General features: G+C 37.4%; 30 protein-coding genes. All 30 read left to right on the top strand.

Annotation, left to right across the window (positions count from 1 at the left end; translation table 11 throughout):
• The first annotated feature begins 5 nt into the window (after positions 1–5).
• The 30 genes from TSYNT_RS03425 to TSYNT_RS03280 all read left to right on the top strand — a co-directional run bounded on the left by TSYNT_RS03425 (position 6) and on the right by TSYNT_RS03280 (position 22,846).
• The gene (locus TSYNT_RS03425) at positions 6–191 is read left to right on the top strand and encodes a type Z 30S ribosomal protein S14 (protein ID WP_059031756.1); all 186 of its coding nucleotides are present in this window, start codon (positions 6–8) and stop codon (positions 189–191) included.
• 32 nt (positions 192–223) lie between these two features.
• Positions 224–622, top strand: a complete 399-nt coding sequence (rpsH, locus tag TSYNT_RS03420) for a 30S ribosomal protein S8 (RefSeq protein ID WP_059031755.1) — start codon at positions 224–226, stop codon at positions 620–622.
• Between the two features lie 24 nt (positions 623–646).
• Positions 647–1,186, top strand: coding sequence for a 50S ribosomal protein L6 (gene rplF / locus TSYNT_RS03415; RefSeq protein WP_059031754.1), 540 nt, complete (start codon positions 647–649; stop codon positions 1,184–1,186).
• Positions 1,187–1,205: 19 nt separating this feature from the next.
• The gene (gene rplR / locus TSYNT_RS03410; RefSeq protein ID WP_083497633.1) at positions 1,206–1,571 is read left to right on the top strand and encodes a 50S ribosomal protein L18; all 366 of its coding nucleotides are present in this window, start codon (positions 1,206–1,208) and stop codon (positions 1,569–1,571) included.
• 15 nt (positions 1,572–1,586) lie between these two features.
• Entirely contained in the window at positions 1,587–2,096 is a 510-nt protein-coding gene (gene rpsE, locus TSYNT_RS03405) for a 30S ribosomal protein S5 (RefSeq protein ID WP_059031752.1), read from the top strand.
• A gap of 24 nt (positions 2,097–2,120) precedes the next feature.
• Positions 2,121–2,561: a 50S ribosomal protein L15 gene (gene rplO, locus TSYNT_RS03400; RefSeq protein ID WP_059031751.1), complete on the top strand. Its 441-nt coding sequence runs from the start codon at positions 2,121–2,123 to the stop codon at positions 2,559–2,561.
• Positions 2,562–3,815: a preprotein translocase subunit SecY gene (gene secY / locus TSYNT_RS03395; RefSeq protein WP_059031750.1), complete on the top strand. Its 1,254-nt coding sequence runs from the start codon at positions 2,562–2,564 to the stop codon at positions 3,813–3,815. It abuts the gene before it with no gap.
• 12 nt (positions 3,816–3,827) lie between these two features.
• The gene (locus tag TSYNT_RS03390; RefSeq protein WP_059031749.1) at positions 3,828–4,478 is read left to right on the top strand and encodes an adenylate kinase; all 651 of its coding nucleotides are present in this window, start codon (positions 3,828–3,830) and stop codon (positions 4,476–4,478) included.
• Positions 4,479–4,482: 4 nt separating this feature from the next.
• Positions 4,483–5,229 carry a type I methionyl aminopeptidase gene (map, locus tag TSYNT_RS03385; RefSeq protein WP_059031748.1) on the top strand — a complete coding sequence of 249 codons (747 nt, stop codon included), beginning with the start codon at positions 4,483–4,485 and terminating at the stop codon, positions 5,227–5,229.
• Positions 5,230–5,241: 12 nt separating this feature from the next.
• Positions 5,242–5,541, top strand: coding sequence for a KOW domain-containing RNA-binding protein (locus TSYNT_RS03380; RefSeq protein ID WP_059031747.1), 300 nt, complete (start codon positions 5,242–5,244; stop codon positions 5,539–5,541).
• A gap of 16 nt (positions 5,542–5,557) precedes the next feature.
• On the top strand, positions 5,558–5,776 hold the full coding sequence (gene infA / locus TSYNT_RS03375; RefSeq protein ID WP_059031746.1) for a translation initiation factor IF-1: 219 nt from the start codon (positions 5,558–5,560) through the stop codon (positions 5,774–5,776).
• A gap of 24 nt (positions 5,777–5,800) precedes the next feature.
• A complete protein-coding gene (gene rpmJ, locus TSYNT_RS03370; protein ID WP_059031745.1) occupies positions 5,801–5,914 on the top strand; it encodes a 50S ribosomal protein L36 in 114 nt (37 codons plus the stop codon).
• Between the two features lie 21 nt (positions 5,915–5,935).
• The gene (gene rpsM, locus TSYNT_RS03365) at positions 5,936–6,307 is read left to right on the top strand and encodes a 30S ribosomal protein S13 (protein WP_059031744.1); all 372 of its coding nucleotides are present in this window, start codon (positions 5,936–5,938) and stop codon (positions 6,305–6,307) included.
• Between the two features lie 25 nt (positions 6,308–6,332).
• Positions 6,333–6,716, top strand: a complete 384-nt coding sequence (gene rpsK / locus TSYNT_RS03360) for a 30S ribosomal protein S11 (RefSeq protein ID WP_059031743.1) — start codon at positions 6,333–6,335, stop codon at positions 6,714–6,716.
• A gap of 20 nt (positions 6,717–6,736) precedes the next feature.
• The gene (gene rpsD / locus TSYNT_RS03355; RefSeq protein ID WP_059031742.1) at positions 6,737–7,363 is read left to right on the top strand and encodes a 30S ribosomal protein S4; all 627 of its coding nucleotides are present in this window, start codon (positions 6,737–6,739) and stop codon (positions 7,361–7,363) included.
• A gap of 51 nt (positions 7,364–7,414) precedes the next feature.
• The gene (locus TSYNT_RS03350; protein ID WP_059031741.1) at positions 7,415–8,365 is read left to right on the top strand and encodes a DNA-directed RNA polymerase subunit alpha; all 951 of its coding nucleotides are present in this window, start codon (positions 7,415–7,417) and stop codon (positions 8,363–8,365) included.
• Between the two features lie 12 nt (positions 8,366–8,377).
• Positions 8,378–8,710, top strand: coding sequence for a 50S ribosomal protein L17 (gene rplQ, locus TSYNT_RS03345; RefSeq protein ID WP_059031740.1), 333 nt, complete (start codon positions 8,378–8,380; stop codon positions 8,708–8,710).
• A gap of 38 nt (positions 8,711–8,748) precedes the next feature.
• The gene (locus tag TSYNT_RS03340) at positions 8,749–9,579 is read left to right on the top strand and encodes an energy-coupling factor transporter ATPase (RefSeq protein WP_174221083.1); all 831 of its coding nucleotides are present in this window, start codon (positions 8,749–8,751) and stop codon (positions 9,577–9,579) included.
• The gene (locus TSYNT_RS03335; protein ID WP_059031738.1) at positions 9,564–10,427 is read left to right on the top strand and encodes an energy-coupling factor transporter ATPase; all 864 of its coding nucleotides are present in this window, start codon (positions 9,564–9,566) and stop codon (positions 10,425–10,427) included. The genes TSYNT_RS03340 and TSYNT_RS03335 overlap by 16 nt, the downstream gene beginning before the upstream one ends.
• Positions 10,420–11,214, top strand: a complete 795-nt coding sequence (locus TSYNT_RS03330; protein ID WP_083497632.1) for an energy-coupling factor transporter transmembrane component T family protein — start codon at positions 10,420–10,422, stop codon at positions 11,212–11,214. The genes TSYNT_RS03335 and TSYNT_RS03330 overlap by 8 nt, the downstream gene beginning before the upstream one ends.
• Positions 11,215–11,227: 13 nt before the next feature.
• Complete coding sequence (gene truA / locus TSYNT_RS03325) at positions 11,228–11,959, top strand: tRNA pseudouridine(38-40) synthase TruA (protein WP_059032315.1); 732 nt, start codon at positions 11,228–11,230, stop codon at positions 11,957–11,959.
• 65 nt (positions 11,960–12,024) lie between these two features.
• On the top strand, positions 12,025–12,459 hold the full coding sequence (gene rplM, locus TSYNT_RS03320) for a 50S ribosomal protein L13 (protein ID WP_059031736.1): 435 nt from the start codon (positions 12,025–12,027) through the stop codon (positions 12,457–12,459).
• 17 nt (positions 12,460–12,476) lie between these two features.
• Positions 12,477–12,866 carry a 30S ribosomal protein S9 gene (rpsI, locus tag TSYNT_RS03315; RefSeq protein ID WP_059031735.1) on the top strand — a complete coding sequence of 130 codons (390 nt, stop codon included), beginning with the start codon at positions 12,477–12,479 and terminating at the stop codon, positions 12,864–12,866.
• A 652-nt stretch (positions 12,867–13,518) separates the two neighbouring features.
• Positions 13,519–14,340 (top strand): heteromeric transposase endonuclease subunit TnsA, encoded by an 822-nt coding sequence (locus TSYNT_RS03310; RefSeq protein ID WP_059031734.1) that lies wholly within the window; start codon positions 13,519–13,521, stop codon positions 14,338–14,340.
• A complete protein-coding gene (locus TSYNT_RS03305; RefSeq protein WP_059031733.1) occupies positions 14,324–16,387 on the top strand; it encodes a Mu transposase C-terminal domain-containing protein in 2,064 nt (687 codons plus the stop codon). Before TSYNT_RS03310 ends, TSYNT_RS03305 begins: the two co-directional genes overlap by 17 nt.
• A complete protein-coding gene (locus tag TSYNT_RS03300) occupies positions 16,368–17,750 on the top strand; it encodes an ATP-binding protein (protein WP_059031732.1) in 1,383 nt (460 codons plus the stop codon). The genes TSYNT_RS03305 and TSYNT_RS03300 overlap by 20 nt, the downstream gene beginning before the upstream one ends.
• Positions 17,747–19,024: a TnsD family Tn7-like transposition protein gene (locus tag TSYNT_RS03295; RefSeq protein WP_059031731.1), complete on the top strand. Its 1,278-nt coding sequence runs from the start codon at positions 17,747–17,749 to the stop codon at positions 19,022–19,024. Before TSYNT_RS03300 ends, TSYNT_RS03295 begins: the two co-directional genes overlap by 4 nt.
• A gap of 437 nt (positions 19,025–19,461) precedes the next feature.
• The gene (locus TSYNT_RS03290) at positions 19,462–19,713 is read left to right on the top strand and encodes a hypothetical protein (protein ID WP_059031730.1); all 252 of its coding nucleotides are present in this window, start codon (positions 19,462–19,464) and stop codon (positions 19,711–19,713) included.
• 138 nt (positions 19,714–19,851) lie between these two features.
• Positions 19,852–20,055, top strand: coding sequence for a hypothetical protein (locus TSYNT_RS03285; RefSeq protein ID WP_059031729.1), 204 nt, complete (start codon positions 19,852–19,854; stop codon positions 20,053–20,055).
• A 142-nt stretch (positions 20,056–20,197) separates the two neighbouring features.
• Positions 20,198–22,846, top strand: coding sequence for a hypothetical protein (locus TSYNT_RS03280; protein WP_059031728.1), 2,649 nt, complete (start codon positions 20,198–20,200; stop codon positions 22,844–22,846).
• Positions 22,847–22,876 lie beyond the last annotated feature (30 nt).

Genomic DNA, 22,876 nt, shown 5'->3' with positions numbered 1-22,876 from the left:
AGAGTTTGGCTAAAAAATCTTTAATTGCCAAGCAAAAACGTGAACCTAAATTTACAACGCGCAAATACAACAGATGCAAGATTTGTGGCAGGCCTCATGCATATTTGCGCAAATACGGTGTATGTCGTATATGTTTTAGAGAGCTTGCACATCGCGGTGAAATACCGGGAGTTAAAAAGGCCAGTTGGTGAGCGCAAGTCCGATATGAAGGGAGGTTGTTTCATTGGCTATGACAGATGTTATTGCAGATATGTTAACTCGTATTCGTAATGCTAGCGACGTGGGTCATCCTGAAGTGGAGGTTCCATGTTCAAATATGAAAAAAGCTATAGCTCAAACCTTACAAAATGAGGGCTATATAAAGGGTTTTGAGATTATAGACGACGGTAAGCAGGGAATTATAAAAATTTACTTAAAGTACGGTCCGAACAAAGAAAAAGTCATAACAGGTATTAAAAGGATATCGAAACCCGGACTTAGGATATATGCAAACAAGAATGAAATTCCACAGGTTATGGGTGGAATGGGGACAGTAATTCTTTCTACGTCCAAGGGAATTATGACTGATAAAGAGGCGCGAAAGGCGCAAGTCGGCGGCGAAGTAATCTGCTACGTATGGTAAGATGAATGACTAGGAGGTGAAGACATGTCTAGAATTGGCAAGATGCCGGTTGATATACCTAGTGGGGTTGAAGTTGCCATAAATGGTAATCAAATAACGGTAAAAGGTCCTAAAGGCAGCTTAAGCCGTGTTTTGCACAAAGATATGATTATAAAAAAAGAAGACTCAAAAATCATTGTTGAAAGGCCGTCAGATGAGAAAAATCACAGGGCGCTTCACGGATTAACCCGTTCACTAATAAATAACATGGTAATGGGTGTCGTAAATGGCTTTGAAAAAAGGCTGGCATTAGAAGGTGTAGGCTATAGGGCGGCAAAACAAGGAGATAAACTGGTTTTGACTGTCGGATATTCTCACCCAGTAGAATTTGACCCACCTGAAGGTATAGAATTTGAGGTGCCGGCAGCAAACAGGATAGTAGTCAAAGGCATAGACAAGGATTTAGTAGGCCAAATCGCAGCAAATATCAGAGCTGTGAGGGAACCGGAGCCTTACAAAGGCAAGGGCATTAGATACGAAAATGAAGTTGTAAGGCGTAAAGAAGGCAAGACCGGAGCAAAATAAGCGATAGGAGGGAATGAATGTGCTTAAAAAGGAATCTCGCAATGTTGCCCGTAAGAGAAGACATGCAAGAGTTCGAAAAAAGACCTTTGGCACAAGCGAAAGACCGCGCTTATGTGTATATAAGAGCGAAAAACATATATATGCGCAGATTATTAATGATGAAACAGGCCATACTTTAGTTGCAGCTTCGACACTGGATCCTGCGATTAAGGACAACGTTTCCGGCGTAAACATAGAGTCGGCCAAATTAGTCGGCGATCTAATCGGTAAAAAAGCTCTAGAGAAAGGCATAAAAAGCGTTGCATTCGACCGCAGCGGTTATATATATCATGGCCGTGTAAAAGCCCTGGCTGATGCCGCAAGAGAAGCCGGGTTAGATTTCTAGAAAGGAGGCAAAACTTTGCAGCACAAGGATAATAATATAGAAGAAAATGAGTTTACAGAAAAAATTGTTTCCATAAATCGAGTTGCCAAAGTTGTAAAGGGAGGAAAAAACTTCCGTTTTGCAGTACTTGTAGTGGTCGGAAATAAGAAAGGCAAAGTGGGAGTGGGCACCGGAAAAGCTCAAGAAATACCTGAAGCTATCCGCAAAGGTATCGAAGATGCTAAAAAGAATCTAATTAATGTTCCGGTATTAAATGGCACTGTCCCTCATGAAAGTATTGGGACTTTTGGAGCCGGCAAAGTCCTCTTAAAACCGGCACCCGAAGGAACCGGAGTTATAGCAGGCGGACCGGTAAGAGCAGTTGTAGAATTAGCAGGAATCACCGACATAGTAAGCAAATCATTGGGTTCTGCCAATGCCAGAAATATGGTAAATGCAACCATAGAAGCACTAAAACAAATGAAAAGAGCGGAAGAAGTAGCAAGACTTCGCAATAAAAGCGTAGAAGAAATTCTCGGATTATAAAACCTAAAAGAGGAGGTGCAGCCAATGAGATTGCATGATCTTTATCCTGCCGAAGGCGTCAATAAAAAAAGTAAAAGAGTTGGCAGAGGAATCGGCTCAGGCCACGGCAAGACTTCCACAAGAGGCCATAAAGGACAGAACGCTCGCAGCGGCGGCGGTGTAAGGCCGGGATTTGAGGGCGGTCAAATGCCTCTTTACAGACGTATTCCGAAGCGCGGTTTCAATAATATATTCAAAAAAGAAATCTCAGTAGTGAACGTGGAAGATCTTAACGTTTTTGAAGAAAATACAAAAGTTACTCCGGAACTTTTAATCGAAAAAGGAATTATAAAAAAGGTTAAAGACGGAGTAAAGGTGCTCGGCAATGGAGACTTGAAAGTTAAAGTAGATGTTCAAGCAAACGCTTTTTCAAAATCAGCGCAAGAAAAAATAGAGGCGCTTGGTGGGAAGGCAGAGGTGATCTAGATGTGGGATGCCCTGAAAAATGCCTGGAAAATACCGGATTTAAGGAATAGAATAAAATTTACTATCTTCATGCTAATATTATTCAGACTTGGAACCTTTGTACCGGTGCCCCGCATGGACCCGGCTGCAGTCAAACAAATGGTTGAAAAGGGTGCCTTACTTGGGTTTTTTGATATAATATCAGGCGGTGCATTCAAACAGTTTTCAGTCTTTGCAATGAGCATTACACCATACATTAATGCTTCCATTATAGTTCAGCTTCTTACTATAGTTATTCCAAAGTGGGAAGAGCTGGCAAAAGAAGGGGAAGCGGGACGTAAGGTACTTGCTCAATATACGAGGTATGGCACTGTTATTTTGGGGCTTATCCAGGCTACAGGACTTTCAATAGGCTTTAGAAGCGCCATGAAACCCGGTATCCTCAGCAATATAGTAGTGATACTGAGTCTTACGGCAGGAACGGCATTCTTAATGTGGCTAGGTGAGCAAATTACTGACAAGGGAATAGGCAACGGTATTTCACTGCTTATTTTTGCCGGAATTGTATCAAGACTGCCTTCCAGCATTTTTCAAGTTTATTCTCTACTAAAAGTTGGAACGCTTAACATTATAATGCTAGCGATATTCCTTATATTTGCATTGGCAGTAATCGTAGCGGTTATCGCGGTTCAAGAAGCAGAGCGCCGGGTGCCGGTGCAATATGCTAAACGAGTAGTAGGAAGAAAGGTTTATGGCGGCCAGTCCACTCATATACCGATTAAGGTAAATGGTGCCGGCGTTATACCTATAATTTTTGCTATGTCGATATTAATGTTTCCCAGCACTTTAGCCGGATTTTTCCCAAATAACAAGATAATGGTAAGCATAGCACAGTTTTTAAGCCCCAGCGGATGGCTCTACGCCCTGCTCTACGCCGTGCTAATTATATTCTTTACTTACTTCTATACAGCGATAACATTCAATCCTGTAGAAGTTGCTGAAAACATGAAAAAATATGGTGGGTTTATACCTGGAATAAGACCGGGAAGGCCTACAGCCGAGTATTTAAATCGTATAATGACTAGAATAACATTGGTCGGATCAATATTTCTTGCAGCTATCGCTTTGATGCCATATTTAATAACAGCTATTACAGGAGTAAACATTTCCTTTGGAGGTACAGCCCTTTTGATAGTTGTGGGTGTCGCACTTGAAACCATGAAGGCTATAGAGGCTCAAATGCTTATGAGGCACTACCAAGGATTCTTAAAATAGGAGTGATCAGCGTTGAGAATTGTTTTGCTGGGTCCGCCGGGAGCAGGCAAGGGAACGCAAGCAAAAAAGATAGCAGACAAGTTTGGCATACCCCATATCTCTACCGGAGATATACTAAGGAAAGCTATAGCAGACAAGACCTTATTGGGCAAGCAAGCTGCTGAGTACCTTGAAAAAGGACTTTTAGTGCCTGACGACCTTGTGATAGCTATGGTAAAATCAAGGTTGGATATGGAAGACTGTAAAAACGGTTTTTTACTTGATGGATTTCCAAGAACCGTAAAGCAGGCTGAAAGTCTAGATGATTACATGCAAGAAAAGGGTATACAATTGGATATTGTGCTGAATATAGAAGTAAAGCAAGATACACTTATCGAAAGATTTACCGGCAGGCGAGTGTGCGAGCAATGTGGTGCAACATATAATATAAAATCCAGTCCGCCAAAAGAACCGGGACTTTGCGACAAGTGCGGCGGAAGGCTTATTATCCGTGATGATGATAAGCCTGAGACAGTAAAAAAGCGTTTAGAGGTATATGAGACATCGACCGCTCCGCTTATCGGCTACTACAAGGAGAAAAATTTACTGATTAATATAGACGGATCCGGGTCAATTGACGATGTTTTTGAAGATATTTTAGAACATCTAAAAAAGGTGAATTAAGGTCATGATTATAATTAAATCCCAGCGCGAAATAGAGCTTATGAGAAAAGCCGGAAAGATTACCGCGCTGACACTAGAAGAAGTTAAAAAACATGTACGTCCCGGAATTACTACATTGGAGCTTAACAGAATCGCCGAAGACTTTATTTTAAGCCACAATTGCCTCCCGACTTTTAAAGGATATCACGGATTTCCGGCAGCTATATGCACTTCCGTAAATGAGGAAGTGGTACACGGAATTCCGGGGCCAAGAGTGCTTAAAGAAGGCGATATCATAAGTATAGATGTAGGCGTGATATTTGAAGGCTATAATGGCGATGCAGCTCGAACCTTTCCTGTAGGTCAGGTAGAAAAAGAGGCCCTTAGACTCGTAGAGGTTACTAAGCAGAGCTTTTTTGAAGGGATTGCTTATGCAAAACCAGGATACAGGCTTTCGGATATATCCCATGCGGTGCAAAAATACGTAGAGGCTAATAATTTTTCGGTAGTGAAAGATTATGTGGGTCATGGCATAGGAAGAGATATGCATGAAGATCCACAAATACCAAATTTTGGTCCGCCCGGAAAAGGGCCTAGACTTAGACGCGGGATGACTCTTGCAATAGAGCCCATGGTCAACATGGGAGGATATGAAGTATATACGTTGGATAATAACTGGACGGTAGTAACGGAAGACGGCAGCCTTTCGGCTCATTACGAAAATACCATTGCAATTACTGACGGTGAGCCCGAAATACTGACTATGATTTAGGCAGGTGTTTATATGCCGCAGCTCATGTTGGGACAACTGGCAAGATCTACTGCCGGTCGTGACAAGGGGCGGTTAATGGTAGTGATTGATATAATAGACGATGAATATGTCTATGTTGCGGATGGGGATTTGCGCAGGGTAGAAAACCCCAAGAAGAAAAAAATAAAGCATTTGCAGCTTATGAACAAGCGACTTGACTTTGTGGCGGAAAAACGCAATAATAGGCGAAAAATTTATAATGACGAAATTAGAAAAGCCCTGAAAGAAATTGCAGATGGCAGCTTTGACAGCCAGACATCTGCGCATATGTAAGGAGGCGTGTGCGACCTTGTCGAAGGAAGATGTTATTGAAGTTGAGGGTACCGTTTTAGAACCACTCCCCAACGCAATGTTTCGGGTAGAACTGGATAACGGTCATGTTGTTCTAGCCCATGTTTCCGGAAAAATTCGCATGAACTATATTAGGATTTTGCCCGGAGACAGGGTTACTGTGGAGTTATCTCCATATGATCTGACCCGGGGCCGCATCAAATACCGCTTCAAGTAGAAAACGGTAAAAGGAGGAAATCCTATGAAGGTAAGACCATCGGTAAAGAAGATGTGCGAAAAGTGCAAGATAATTAAACGCAGAGGCAGAGTAATGGTTATATGCGAAAATCCAAAACACAAGCAAAAACAGGGCTAAACAAAAGGAGGTGTGTGGTAAGTGGCGAGAATAGCCGGAGTTGATTTGCCAAGAGAAAAGCGTGTAGAAGTAGCACTCACTTATATATATGGTATTGGTGATACAACAGCGAAAAAGATCTTAAAAGAAGCTAACGTAAATCCGGATACCCGAGTAAAAGATTTAACCGAACAAGAAATAAGCAAACTTAGAGATATTATTGAAAAGCAGTATAAAGTTGAAGGCGACCTACGAAGAGAAGTAGCAATGAATATTAAGCGCCTTACGGAAATTGGCTGCTATAGAGGTATTAGGCATCGCCGGGGACTACCGGTGAGAGGTCAGAGAACAAGAACAAATGCAAGAACGCGCAAAGGCCCCAACAAGGCAGTAGGGGCAAAGCGTAAGGCATAAATAAAATATGCGGAGGTGAAAAATCATGGCAAAACCTACGAAAAAGCGCAAGGAAAAAAAGCGCATAGAAAAAGGGAGTGCACACATTCACTCAACTTTTAACAATACAATAGTAACGATTGCAGATGAGGCAGGCAGGCCCATAACTTGGGCTAGTGCCGGATCAGTCGGATTTAAGGGCTCGCGTAAAGGAACACCGTTTGCAGCTCAAATGGCAGCAGAGGCAGCTGCAAAGCAAGCCATGGATTACGGAATGAGGTCTGTTGAGGTATTTGTAAAAGGACCGGGTGGTGGCAGAGAAGCTGCTATTCGTTCACTGCAGGCTGCAGGCCTTGAAGTAAACATGATTAAAGATGTAACACCTATTCCTCACAACGGTTGCAGGCCGCCGAAGAGAAGAAGGGTTTAATATGGAGGTGGATAAACACAATGGCTAGATATAAAGACGCTGTTTGCAGGCTGTGCCGCAGAGAAGGCATGAAGCTATATCTTAAAGGTGATCGTTGCTACAGCCCGAAGTGTGCCATGGATAGGCGCGGGTATGCTCCGGGTCAGCACGGACAATTGCGACGTAAGCCTTCAGAATACGGACTACAGCTTAGAGAAAAGCAAAAAGCAAGAAGAATATATGGAATCATGGAAAAACAATTTGCTAACTACTATGAAAAAGCCGTCAGCCAAAAAGGCGTTACCGGTGAAAATCTTCTAAGGCTTCTTGAAACAAGGTTAGATAATGTTATATACAGAATGGGCTTTGCCGCATCAAGACCCCAGGCACGTCAGTTGGTAAGATACGGCCATGTAGAAGTAAATGGTAAGAGAGTTACAATACCATCTTATCAAGTAAAAGAGAAAGACGTTGTTGCAATTCGAGAAAAAAGCCGTAATCTTGACTTTTTCAAAGAAATAGCCGAACAAGGTGCATCTAAAGTAGTGCCGGCTTGGCTTTCAGTGAATTTTGATACTCTAACAGGCGAAGTTCTATATTTACCTAAGAGAGAAGACATTGATGTTCCAATTCAGGAACACTTAATAGTCGAGCTTTATTCCAAGTAATTAATTAACCCTCATCGGAAACCAATAATTTTAAGGAGGGTACTTTATTAGATGATAGATATTGAAAAGCCGAGGATTGAATTGATAGAATCAAGTGAAGATGATACCTATGGGAAAATCGTTGTAGAACCTTTAGAAAGAGGTTACGGAACGACTCTTGGCAATTCCATGCGCAGAGTCCTTTTGTCTTCTTTGCCCGGAGCTGCTGTAACATCTATAAAGATTGATGGAGTGCAGCATGAATTTTCTACTATTCCGGGAGTTGCTGAAGATACTACTGAAATTATAATGAATATAAAAGGACTTGCAATTTTACTACATGGAGACGAGCCAAAGCTGCTTCGCATCGAAGCCCAAGGAGAGTGCGAAGTAAAAGCAAAAGATATTATTGCTGATGCAGATGTTGAGATAATGAATCCGGATTGGCACATTGCTACTTTAGAAAAAGATGGCAAGCTTTTTATGGAACTTACGCTTGAGAGAGGCAAAGGCTATGTTACAGCCGATAAAAACAAAAAGCCCAACCAACCCATTGGAGTAATAGCAATAGATTCTATCTTTACCCCGGTACACAAAGTCAATTTTAATATAGAAAACACGCGCGTAGGACAAAGAACTGATTATGACAAACTTATTATGGAAATCTGGACAAATGGCACAATAAAACCTGAAGATGCGGTAAGCGCTGCGGCTAAAATATTAATTGAACATTTTAGCCTTTTTACCGGTCTTACCGAAAAAGTTCAGGTAAGCGACGTGCCGCAAGAAGAAGAAAAAGACGATAAAGAAAAGATACTTGAAATGCCTATAGAAGAACTGGATCTTTCAGTTCGCTCATACAACTGCTTGAAACGCGCCGGAATTAACACAATATATGAACTTACGCAAAAAACGGCAGAAGATATGATGAAAGTGCGAAATCTCGGTAAAAAATCGCTGGAGGAAGTGGAAGCGAAACTCAGCGCTTTCAATCTTTCGCTAAAACAACCGGAAGAACAGTAAGGAGGCGAAGAGATGAGAAAACTTGGCAGACCAAGCGGACATCGCAAAATGATGCTTAAAAATCTAACCACCGACCTTTTAAAATATGGCAGAATTGAAACTACGGAAGCTAGAGCGAGAGAAGTCCGCCGTGTAACTGAAAAAATAATAACACTTGCCAAAAAAGACGATTTGGCGTCAAGACGACTAGTTCTTAAGCAAGTATTAGATGAAACTACAGTAAAAAATCTATTTGAAAATATTGCACCAAAGTATAAGGATCGAAATGGTGGTTATGTGCGCATAATAAAATCAGCTCCGCGAAGGGGCGATGCTACTCCTACCGCTATCGTAGAATTGGTGTAGGCAAGTTACAATATTTACATGCAAAGGGGGCGGTGAGGATAGCCGCCGAAATAGTTGCAGTGGATGTTTATTATCAATACGCCGTCAGCAGCGATTTAGCTTTAAAAGACATAAACTTAAAGATTAATCCAGGCGAATTTGTGGCAATTATAGGGCCTAACGGGTCAGGCAAATCCACACTAGCTAAACTTTTTAACGGTCTTTTTGTGCCAACACAAGGGGATGTTTTTGTTGCCGGTTTTAATACAAAAAACCAGGAAGATATTTGGGAAATCAGGCGAAGAGCAGGAATGGTGTTTCAAAATCCTGACAACCAAATCGTTGCAACAATAGTGGAAGAGGATGTAGCTTTTGGACCGGAAAATCTTGGTATTCCCCCTGAGGAAATACGCCGACGTGTTAAAGAAGCCCTGGAAATCGTGGAGCTTACCGAGTATGCTGACAAAGCTCCCCATCTTTTATCAGGCGGACAAAAGCAGCGCGTGGCTATAGCGGGGATAATTGCAATGAAACCAGATTGCATAATCCTCGATGAGCCTACCGCTATGCTGGATCCGGTGGGGAGAAAAGAAGTAATATCAACCGTTAAAAGGCTCAACAAAGAAGAGGGCAAAACCGTAGTTCTTATCACTCATTTTATGGAAGAAGCAGTACAAGCTGATAGGATTCTCGTCATGGAAAAGGGTAAAATTGTCATGGAAGGCAAGCCCAATGAGATATTCAGCCAAGTAGATAGACTAAAAAAAATCGGCCTTGACGTACCTCAAGTTACAGAGCTTGCATATAAGCTGTCAAAAGATGGCATTCCTATTAGAAAAGATATCCTATCAGTAGAAGAAATGGTGGATTGCTTATGTCGATTGATGTAAAGAATTTAACGCATATATACATGCCCAATACACCTTTTGAGTCTGCGGCGATCCAAGATATAAATTGGAGCGTAAAGGACGGGGAGTTCTGGGGCCTTATTGGTCACACCGGCTCAGGCAAATCCACCCTTATACAGCACTTGAACGGTCTTTTGAAACCTACTTCAGGACAAGTTTTAGTAGACGGCGTAAATATATATGATAAGGGCGTAAGCTTAAAATCTATCCGGCAGAAAATAGGACTTGTTTTTCAATATCCGGAACATCAGCTTTTTGAAGAAACTGTTGAACGAGATGTGGCATTTGGTCCGAAGAATATGGGGTTAAGGGAAGATGAAATTTCAACTAGAGTTAAAGAGGCCTTAGAACTTGTTGGCCTTTCCTACAAGGAAATTAAAGATAAATCTCCCTTCGAACTTAGCGGAGGACAAATGAGGCGAGTTGCAATAGCCGGAGTCCTTGCCATGAAACCCGAAACCCTTATATTGGATGAGCCTACAGCAGGCCTTGATCCTAAAGGGCGAGATGAGATTTTAGAAGAGATTGTAAGACTGCGAGATAAAGAGAAGATAACAGTAATACTTGTCTCTCACAGCATGGAAGATGTGGCAAAGCTTGTTGACAAACTAGCTGTTATGTATCGCGGCCGGATAGTTTCCCAAGGCCCGCCCAGAGAAATATTTCAAGACTATAAAGGTCTGGTAGAAATAGGCCTAGGCATACCTCAGATAACAGAGCTGATGATAAAGCTAAAAGAAAATGGCAAAGATGTTGCAACTGATATTTTGACAGTAGATGAGGCAAGAGCAGAAATTATCAAGAAAGTTAGGAGGAAGGGCCTTGCGTGAGATAACGATAGGACAGTACATTCCGGGAAACTCCATAATCCATCGCCTGGATCCCAGAACAAAGATAATAATAACTCTTGCTTACATGATTCTGCTGTTTGTTATCAATAATTTTTACGGATATATTTTTCCGGTTGCATTCATAATCTTGGCTACTGTGCTTTCCGGTATCCCTGTAAGATATCTGCTTAAAGGCTTAAGACCCCTTATATTTATAATTGTACTTACTTTTGCGCTAAATATGTTTATGACACCAGGCCGCGTAATCTACCAAATAGGACCTCTTGATATAACATATGAAGGTATATCCCAGGCATCTTTTATGGCGATTCGCCTTATCTTACTGATTATCGGCACGTCTATTTTAACATTAACTACATCACCAATTGCTCTAACTGATGGTATAGAACTGTTGCTTTCGCCTTTTAAAAGATTTGGAATGCCCGCTCATGAATTAGCTATGATGATGACCATAGCCTTAAGGTTTATACCTACGCTACTAGAAGAAACCGATAAAATTATGAAAGCGCAAATGGCAAGGGGAGCAGACTTTGAAAGCGGCAATCTTATAAATCGGGCAAAGAATTTAGTTCCACTGCTTGTGCCACTGTTTATAAGTGCTTTTAGGAGAGCAGATGAACTAGCAATGGCTATGGAAGCTCGGTGCTATAGAGGCGGAAAAAACAGGACCCGCATGAAAGAATTGAAGATGACATTTCTTGACATAGCAACATTTATAGTTTTTGCCTTGATTGCCGGTGGCAGCGTTGCTACCAGATTCATATAGCAGGTGCGGAAAAGTGAACGTAAAAATATTGTTGGAATATGAAGGAACATGCTACAGCGGATGGCAGAGACAGAAAAATGCACTGTCAATACAAGAAGTGTTGGAAAAAGCAATTCAGTCTATTACAAAAGAAAAAGTGCGCGTTATAGGCTCTGGCAGAACTGACAGCGGAGTCCATGCCTTAGGGCAAGTTGCAAATTTTAAAACTTACACAAAAATACCCATAGAAAAATTGCCATATGCAATAAACAGCAAATTGCCGGAAGATATAACGGTTAAACATGCCCAAATAGTGCCTGAAGATTTTCATGCTAGATTTTCGGCAAAAAGCAAAGTCTACTCATATTCGATATACAATGCCAAATTTCCGTCACCCCTTCTAAGAAGGTATGTGTATTTTTTTCCATTACCGTTAAACTTAGAAGAAATGAGAAGAGCGGCTGACATACTTATAGGAGAGCATGATTTTAAATCGTTCATGGCATCAAATAGCAGCGCTAAATCTACAGTGCGCTGTATTAAAAGATTTGAAATTTTAAAAAGAGGAAATCTCATCACACTACAAATTGAGGCAAATGGCTTTTTATACAATATGGTAAGAATAATTGCAGGCACCTTAGTCGATATTGGCATAGGTAAAACAAAGGCAGAGGACATGATTTCCATTTTAAATTCAAAGGACAGGTCAAGTGCTGGAAAAACTCTTCCGGCGCAGGGACTATGTCTGATGAAAGTTATATATTAATGGCAGTCTTGACATGAAAAAATGCCTATTATACAATAACCTTATGGTAAAAGGGAGGGGAAAAGATGAGCACATTTATGGCAAAAAAGGAAGAAGTCAAGCGGGATTGGTATGTGATAGACGCAGCAGGCAAACCCCTTGGCAGAATTGCGGCACAGGTGGCTACAATTTTAAGAGGCAAGCATAAACCTATATATACACCCCACGTAGATACAGGAGACTATGTTGTTATAGTAAATGCGGATAAAGTAATTTTAACCGGCAAAAAAATGGAAAATAAGGTATATTACCATCATACAAATTATCCCGGGGGCATTAAGTCGGAAAGCTTTGAATCACTTATAAACAGAGCCCCTGAACAAGTTTTATATAAAGCTGTTTGGGGTATGCTACCACATAATACATTAGGGCGCAAAATGATAAAGAAATTAAAGATTTACAGTGGCGACAAACATCCTCATGAAGCTCAGCAGCCTAAAGCTTTGAATATTGAGATATAGAGAAGGGAGGTTTATAAATGAAGCAAGCAGTCCTTGCTACCGGTAGAAGAAAAACATCAGTTGCAAAAGTTTGGATTATGCCGGGAACTGGCAAGATAATCGTAAATAAGAAACCAATCGATGAATACTTCGGATTTGAAACGCTAAAAGTCGAAGTAAAGAGACCATTAGAGAAAATCAATGGATTAGATGAATTTGACGTTATTGCAAGCGTAAAAGGCGGAGGTTATACAGGTCAGGCAGGCGCAATCCGCCATGGCATAGCCCGCGCTCTTTTAAAAATCGATGGCGATTTTAGGCCTATTCTTAAAAAGGAAGGATACTTAACAAGAGATCCTCGTATGACGGAAAGAAAGAAATACGGTCTTAAAAAAGCTCGCCGCGCTCCACAATTTTCAAAGAGGTAAGAGATGTCGACTTACAAAAGAGTCGGTTCAAAATTACAAAGTTTGTTCACGAAAGATACAGAGCGTCAGACTGGGAAACCAGCCTGGCGCATTTTATTTGTGCAAAAAGAGATCCCCCCGCCACAAACATTCCCGAAATCCAACAACCAATAATCCCCCGTAGCCCAGTAAAATCAATATATATAAAAATATAAGTAAATACCTCCCCTATGCATATCGCACTTACATCTCATATAATTGTTCCAATTTTTCCACGAGCAAACTTTGTCATTCTTCACTGCTCACGAGCAAACTCGCTTGTCATTTTCTCATTTTTTATATCTTTTTTTATATTTTTTAAGGTAATAAAACCAGCGAGCAAACTTTGTCTCTCAAAGTAACTTATGGGCGAGAAGCATTGCAACCACTCGCTTACCAGACGAGCAAACTTTGTCACTACGTGAGCAAACTTATTTGTAACTGAACATAGTAATAAATAAAAAATGGCACAAAAATAAGGGTAAATTTCAGAAAAAAATTTCATAGTAACCAAACGCCAATATTCAGCCGTTTAATAGGTTTTCTATATAAAATAAAGCATTATCCCTGTTGAAAATCCCAGTATACTACGTTAACATCACATCCAAGAAGTATGAAAGAAAGGAAGGTTTATATGGCCAAAAGAGATACTTCTTGGACTATGGCAAAGTATAAAAGATTCCTGTCTGAAAACCGTGGTGCAGGTCAATTAGCCTCCTATAAGCCTTGGTTATCCATACAAGACTTCCCGTCAAATGGTAGGGTGTCACGCATAAAAGGCTGGAAGACAAACAGAATACATCATTTCTTTTCAGATATTCAAACCAGATGTTTTTATATGTTTGAATGGGATGATGAAATAGTAGATATTAGAGAACATTATCCACTTTTAGATTTAGTAGAGGTGGTAAAAGACAATAAAGACCTTAAACAAGAGTTTTTTACTAATAAAGAGCCTCCATATATACTAACAACTACATTTCTACTAACTTTACGAAATCACAAATATATTGCAAGGACAGTAAAATCATCGAGTGAGTTAGGGAAAAAGTCGGTGCTAGAAAGACTGGAAATAGAAAGAAGATATTGGGCAGCAAAACAAATTGATTTTGGCATAATTACCCAAAAAGAAATACCTACTAAAATGGTAAAAAACATAGAGTGGATACACTCAAGTTTGTATACCTATGAAGAAAGAGGCTTAACAGAAAATTCATTAGAGAATTATTGCAACATTCTAATTGATAAATTTAGAGATAATAAACATTCAATCAGAAAAATAACTTCTGACTTTGATAAAGAAAATAATGTATCAGATGGAACAGGCTTATTCATTTTTAAATACCTTCTAGCATCTAAACATATTTACATTGATATGAATGAATTAATAGATATAACAGAAAGTCGTCCTAAAATTATTATTGATTGGGGTGCTAGGTATGCTTCCAATCAATAGTGTAATCTTATACGAAACAAGTCAAGGCAAAATATATTACCGAATACTGTATTACTATAAAGATATCATCTATCTAATTGATATTTATGGTAACTCAATGCCTATTACAGTTTCAGAAACATTTATTCAGAGTGGGTTAAATGATGGCACTATACATGTTTTGGAGAATGAACCATATATGATTATCAAAGATGAAGAGGCTATCCCACCTAAACATAAGGCCATAAGAGATAAGGCCTATAATGCCATTAAAGAGATTGTTGCAATTGAGCCTGATATTTACATTGCTGAAAAGAGGGCTAAACTTGTCAGAGAATACGTTTATAATGTGCATGAAGCAACTGTAATGAGATATTTAAAACGGTTTTGGCAGAGAGGTATGCACAAAAACTCTTTACTTCCTGATTATCATAATTGTGGCGGGAAACAAGGAAACAAGGAAAAAAATAATACTTTTGTCATTACACCCGAAACGATAAAGATTTTTAATACAGCACTTAATAGGTTTTATTACAATTCTTCAAGAAAGACTTTAACATTAACCTATGAACTTATGATCAAGGAATACTTTAGTGAAAATGGGGTGGTAAATGATGCCATTCCTACATTAAGGCAATTCAGATATTGGTTTAATAAGGAGAGAAGCATTAAAAAAGAAGTATCTACTCGTCAAAGTCCAAAGCAATATGAATTACAACATAGGGGGCTTACAGGATCTTCTACTGAAGAAGCATTTGGACCAGGAGCAATATTTCAAATAGATGCAACAGTAGGAGATGTTTATTTAGTATCCCAATATAATCGGAATTGGATTATAGGAAGGCCTGTTATTTATACTGTTATGGATGTGTTTTCACGTTGTGTCGTAGGAATTAATATATCTTTGGAAGGGCCTAGTTGGATTGGAGCGAGTATTGCATTAATTAATGCTGCGTCAGACAAAGTATCCTTTTGCAGGAAGTACGGTATAGAGATTGGCAATGATGAGTGGAATTACTGCAGCACCCTGCCTGAAGCAATTATTGCAGATAGAGGAGAATTGGAAGGGGAAAACATAGAATCTTTAATATCAGCATTTGGAATAAAAATATTAAATACTAGCCCTTACAGAGGTGACATGAAGGGTATCATAGAGAGGTATTTTAATACTATAAACCAACATACCAAGCCTTTCATGCCCGGTGCAATTAAAAGTCAATATCGTGAAAGAGGAGAGCAAGATTACAGACTTTCAGCAGCCCTTGATTTAAGGCAGTTTACTCAAATTATAATAAAATGTGTATTGTATCATAATAATCATCACTATTTATCTAACTATACCAGAAGCGAAGATATGATTGCAGATGGTGTAGAACCAATACCCAAGTTAATCTGGGAATGGGGTGTTGCTAATAGAACAGGAAGGTTAAGAACTGTTGATGAAGATTTATTGAAATTAAATCTACTGCCAAGAGACAAAGCAACTGTGACACAGCACGGGATTAAGTTTAAAGGGATGCTATTTGGTTCTAAAACCTCATTAAAAGAACGATGGTTCGAGAAAGCAAGAAACAATGGATCTTGGAAAGTTGACATATCATATGATCCAAGGGATATGAGTTTTATTTATATCAAGTATGAAGATGGGAGAAAATTTGATAAGTGTTTTTTATTAGAACATCAGTCAAGATATAAAGAAAAATCTATTGAAGAAGTAACTTATCTAATGGAATATGAAAAAATGCAGGCAAAAGCCTCAAAAAAAGCAGAATTGCAAAATAAAATAGACTTATTAAATGACATAGAAGAAATAATTGAACAAGCGAAAGAAGAGACAAAAAATGAAGTTGAAGAAGGCATAAGCAAAAAGAGACGCATTCAGAATATCAGAGATAATCGCAATTTTGAGAAGCAGCAGGAGAGGAAACAAAATATTATCGAAATAAGATCAGAAGAACCAAATATAGTAGTTGAAGAAAAAGCCTATGGTAATGCCGAGCAAAATTTGGTCGAATTACTATTAAAGGCACAGAAGAAGGGAAAAGACCGTGCTGGATTTGATACATAATGCCCAATACAAAGAGCAGATTATTTCAGAATATAAAGGTAATCCATTTATAGAGGCATTGCCTCAAATCACATCTTCTGAAGAGGTAGTATCAAAGTTAGCAAATTTTCCTCCCTATAATAAAGAAGAAAGACAGTTAGATAATCAATATAGAGCCCATCTAGTGGGACGTCTTTATGATGTCTTTCAGCCGCTAATGATTCATTTAGATTTGGAAAGCAGAATTAGTAGGGTTATAAGACAGGGTTATGTAGCAAGAAATGTATTGGAGAAGTCATTTGTTTCAAACAATTATCGTAGCACTGCAGGCTCCTTTACTTTACTTGGAGTATCAGGTATGGGGAAAACAACAGTTGTGAATAGAATATTATCAATGTATCCACAAGTAATCGTTCACTCGAAATATAAAGATATCCCACTATCACGATATCAGGTAGTATATTTAAGACTTGAATGCTCCTACGATGGAAGCATTAAAGGACTTTGCCTATCATTTTTTAGCAAGGTTGATGAGATATTAGGGACAGACTATTATTCACGATTTGGTAGTGGTAAACTTTCAGTTGATAATATGCTCGTTGCCATGAGTAATATTGCTAAAAATATTTCATTAGGGCTTTTAGTAATTGATGAGATACAAAACCTTAGCAAGTCTAAGTCTGGAGGAGCCGATAGGATGCTGAATTTTTTTGTTACTCTGGTTAACACTATTGGCTTACCAGTATTATTAATAGGAACTCCTGAGGCTATGGGAGTATTGCAAGGGAAGTTCCGACAGGCAAGAAGGGGTTCAGGACAAGGAGATTTGGTATTTGAAAGGTTAGATAATGATATTAACTTCAAACTACTTGTAAACGCAATATGGGGCTATCAATGGACGAAAAGGCCTACTGCTCTGACTGATGAATTAATAGATACCCTATATGATCAATCCCAAGGAATAATTGATATAACAGTGAAACTTTATGCCCTTGCTCAAACAAAGGCAATTTCAAGTGGGGTTGAGATTATAACTCCTGAATTAATCAAACAAGTTGCTGACGAAAGTTTAAGGTTGGTAAAGCCAATGCTAAATGCATTAAGAACAGGTAATGTAATGGAAGTAGCAAGATATCCTGATATATATACTGGGAATATTGATATAAGTTATGAATTGCCTAATCGGAATAGGTTTATAATACCTACCACTTCCAGGCCATCTGTAGTAGAAAACAATGAAAAGCAAATAAAAGTTAAAACCAAGAAGATACCTCCAAGTGCAGAAAATGATATTAGAGTTATGGTGCAGAATAAGGGGGAAGGGCTAACGGCTTATGATATATTGAAAAATCATGGGTTAATTAAAGGATTTGAAGTTATATGATGACTTTTTTTCCTACACCGTATCCAGATGAAATACTATATAGTGTTTTTGCCAGATATCATGAAAAAAGTCCAAATTTTAATGGAAGTGAAACTGCCAGGGATCTGTTTAATGTAAAGCGTATAGTTTGTAGCCTGGAATTCCCAACATTATTAGCAAATTTAGTCCGAAATATGCCTTTAAACAGTCCTTTTGATGTAGATAGGCTAATACTTGAACATACCTTATTTCCGTATTATACAGTCTTTTTAAGCCTTGAGAACAGGGGAATAATTAGACGGTATATGTTGCATGGGGATGTTGAAATATACAACAAAATAACAGGAATAATAAACCCACTGGCTGAAAATAAATTTCTAAGATTTTGTCCAAAGTGCAATAAAGAAGATATGGAGAGATATGGCGAATTATATTGGCATAGGGTTCATCAGATAAGAGGCATCTATATTTGTCCTCACCATAAAATACCTATTTATAATAGCAGTGTATCATTTGAGGACAATAAATATAAATATATAGCAGCAACGGAAAGAAACTGTGTTGTTGAAACTGAGGTTGTGTATGAGCCAAAGACCTATGAAAAATTACTGATTATTGCAGAGGATATGAACTGGATTTTGAATAATCCTGAAATTAAAACAAAAATAAAAGAGCAGTATCTAAATCAGTTAAAGATATTAGAGTATGCTACAGTGAATGGAGGTTTACGCCAGAAAAATCTTATTACTGATTTTGAAACCTTTTGGGGCAGTGAGATACTTCAGATGACTCACAATACAATTAGGAAGACTAATAACAGTAATTGGCTTTTAAAAATGGGATGGAATAAAGCAACTATCGAAGATCCATTAAAACATATATTATTTATGAGATTTTTAGGTCTATCACCAGAAGTGTTATTTAATCAAAATGTAGGATACCTACCTTTTGGGAAAGGACCATATCCGTGTTTAAATCCTGTTTGCAAACAGTATAAAAAACATATAATTGAGAATGTAGAAATAAAAAATAATTATAAAACCAAGAGTCCAATAGGATATTTTACCTGTCCAGAATGTGGTTTTTCTTATTTGCGACGTGGTCCAGATAAGAGTATAGAAGATAGATACAGGTATTCTAGGATTGTGGATTTCGGGGATTATTGGAGAGAGGAATTAATACGGCTATTAAAGTATAACAGCGTGCCAACGGTTGCAAAATTAATGGGGACAAGCCATACTACTGTTTACGATTTTATAAAGCGGTTGAATGTTACAAAGCAATTAAATCAGTAATAGAATAATTGGACATATATATTGAAAAATATCGATATGAACATTTGACAAATAAAAAATGTTAAGTTATTATCTAAGCGTAATATACTACAGATTTACTATGTGATAATAAAACTTTTATCAATAGGTTGATAAATAACTTTACAAGATATGTAAATAAACTGTAATGCTATTTATAAAGAAATTGTGGTAATATATCTAATACATAAAGTATATATTATTTATTTATCGATTAGGTACAGAAAATTAAATAATTAATAATCATAGAATTCTAACAGAGCAAAATTAATTCAGTGTTTTTGCAGCACTGGCATTTTGCTCTGTTTTTATTTTCTAAAAGGAGGTGTGACCTAGTATGAAAATAAAAATATTAATGAATTCTAGAGGAAATATTGTCTATGAAAAAAGAAACTAATATTTCTTAAGGAGGTAATAGAATGCGTGATAAGATAAGTGTTGATGATTTACTTCTCTATATAATGAGAAGAATGCAAGATATAGAAAATTGTGCAAAAGTTATTAGTGATAAAAAAGATAAAAAGTTTCTTATTCTCAAAAAAAGATATGATAAAATATCAAATCAAATGGAAATTATTGACTCTATATATTGTGAGTATATTATGTATATTCAAAATCTAACTTCCAATATAATCTCAGAGGAAAAAACAATCAGTAATATTGAAACTTAAGTTAATTATTTATAGAGAAAAAAGGGACAAAAGCATTATCATTATACAAATGTAAGACTTTTATTCAAAAGCAAAGGAGGAAAAATAGTAGTTATTATTGCAATAAACCCTCCTAATGTAAGAAGGGAGGTGACCTTAGTGACAGAAAAATACAGGTGTGAAGTTCCATATATAGAGTCCTACTTTGATGATGATTTTATCGACATAAATCCGTATACAGGAGAAGAAATGGGAGTTTATAACCCATATACTGGAGAAATTATTCCACTAAGAAAGATGAGAAGACGTAAACATAGCAATCCTTATGAATATGAAACTCAGGGATTTGAACCATATGAATAAATCAAATCAGGGGCAACAATAAAACTAATAAAAAGACTTAATATAACATAAAGAAAGTATCTTAATAAAGCACATTTAAAATACATACCAAAACACTAAAATACAGCATGCCCCTTTGTTTAATAACAAAGGAGGCATGAAAATGATGATTAAATTATGTTTAGATACTCAAAAGTTTAGTAAGAAGCCGACAGAAGAAGAGATTGCAAAAATAGCAGCACGAATTGGATGTCATGTCAAAGAAATTTCTGTAAAGGATTTTGCTAAAAGCATAATAATACCAAATGGCAAAACTTATTCACCATCTGTTTTTAAAAATGGGCAGAGAAGTATTAAGAACTGGATAAGTCAACAAATATTTGTTGTTGATATTGAAAATGATTCGCTGGAAAATGTGTTAGATACTTGTGAAAGGGTTAATCTATTCCCTTCATTTATATACACGCCCTTTAATTCAGATAGTGGGTTTAAAATGGTTTTCGTTATGGATGAGGTGATTCAGGATATCAGGGTTCGCAACCTAGTAATTAGATCACTGTTGGAAGTTTTTCCACAGGCTAAAACAGAAACAAGGGATCCTTCGAGAATAATATACGGTGGCAGGGAAGTTATTTATGAAAACTTTTCATATGTAGAATCAATACCGAATCTTATATTTGCTGCATGTTCAGTAATTAGAAATAGTACTAATGCATCGAGAAACATGTATAATTTTTGCAGAGATATTGGAATTGACATGGAGAATGGTTATCCAAAGTTTTTTACGTTTCATGATGAAAAAGATATGCCTGAAGTTAATAGTAGCAATGTTTATGTATCAATGACTAAAAAGTGTAAGTCCTTTATTAATAATATATATAATAGTACACTTTTTAGTCATATGGGGTATGTAATCTATTTCTGTTACAATAATACGCAGGATTGTTTTTTTGAAAAGGAAAATGACTTTGCCCCCCGTTTTGATATTAAGAAGGAAAATACTGAGACATATCTTATAAAGGATTACCCCTTTGAAAACCTATATAAAAATTGTCAATTATACCGGGAAGCAATAGATGGCGAGTATTGGTTACACCACAATGAAATGTTTGGTCTCATGTCCAACCTTTTGAAAATAAAAGGTGGAGTAACGAAAGTAGATAAGATTCTAAACAGCCGTGAAGAATATAAAGTGAAAAACTATAGTTGGTTGGTTATGAAGAATCAAATTCTTAAGGGTAAATATGCTCCTTCTAGGTGCGAAAGTTATTGTCCATTTATTAAAGACTGTAAACATGGAATTAATATGATAGAACAAGGAAAATTATTCAAGGGAAGAATTCAAGTAGTTGGTAAAAGAAAAACTAAAAGTATAGAAGAGGCAAGAAAAGAATTATCTAATATTGTTAGTAAAATAATTGCCTCTCCACAAAAGGGGATTTATGTTATAAAGGCACCGGCAGGGTTAGGGAAAACTGAAGAATACATAAATGCTTGTATAGATAATAAATTGACGATAGCAGTGCCTACACATAAATTAAAGGACGAGGTAAGCGAGAGATTGACAAAAGCAGGAGTACACCATTATGTTGTACCACAACTTCCTGATATTGAACCTGAAAAACGCAATAAGTTAGATAGGCTCTATGATACAGGCTCTTTTAAAGGAGCAAATATGTATTTAAGACAATTAGCAAAGGAAAATGAAGTCATAGCACAATATATTAAGGACTTGAGGCGAGTAAAAAAATCTGAGAACCAAACTATCTTAACTACTCACCAAAGAATATTTTTTGAAAAGGACTTCAATGATACTCTAATAATAGATGAAGATATTGTTCTAAATGGAATGTTCCCAATTTCATCTATGTCAATACAAGACATGGCTATACTTAGCCAACTGGTGTATTTAGATCCGGAATTTTCGCCTTTAAAGAAGTTAACCGATTTTATGTTTAAGTTAATTACCGAAACACCTGAAGGAATGGTACTAAAGACACCAAACTATTTTATGCTTTGTGCAAAAGAAGTTGAAAAATTAGTTGTAAAAAATGACCTAATAACGACAAATGTGCTAGGATTTTTAAATTCAAGTCATTTTGTCAAAGTGACTGGGCGAAATGGTAATGAGCAGGTACTTTTTATAAACAAAAGAGATTTGCCTGATAAAAAGGTAATTATTTTTAGTGCAACTGCCAATGAAAAGATTTATAAAATGGTTTTCGGTCAAAATATGAAATTTTATGATATTGGGGATGTGGAACACATAGGAGAGATTTGGCAAGTTCCTATAAGAGCCTTTAGTAAATTATCCATTCATAGAAATAATAAAGAAATGATGGATATTGCAAATGCTTTAATAAATAGATATAACCCCAATAGTAAGGTTATCACTTATAGGGGCTATTTTAATGATATAAGTGAACCAAGTATGTCATTTTGGAATAGTGCGGGGCGTGATAATCTAAAAGGTCAAAATATCACTGTAATAGGAACTCCCCATATTAACCCCTATAGTTATCTGCTATTTGCAAGTGTTTTAGGCCTTGATGTAAGGCTAAATGAAAGCAAGGTAATGTATCAGCCTGTTTCAAGGGGAAACTACAACTTTTACTTCAATACTTACAGCAGCAATGATTTATTACGGGAAATCCAATTTTATATGATAGAGTCTGAACTTGTTCAAACTGTAGGAAGGGCTAGGGCTATAACGGAACATTGTAAAGTTCTGGTCTTAAGTAATTATCCCGTCCCTGGAGCAGAGTTCATTTCACTAACACAAAGAGAGGTAAAAAAATTTATCAGGATATAGTTTAACTATTTGGGATTAATATAGTCCCCA

Origin of the sequence: Tepidanaerobacter syntrophicus (assembly GCF_001485475.2) — a bacterium.
Classification (GTDB): Bacteria; Bacillota; Thermosediminibacteria; order Thermosediminibacterales; family Tepidanaerobacteraceae; genus Tepidanaerobacter; species Tepidanaerobacter syntrophicus.
This window is presented reverse-complemented; position numbering and strand designations above follow the sequence as displayed.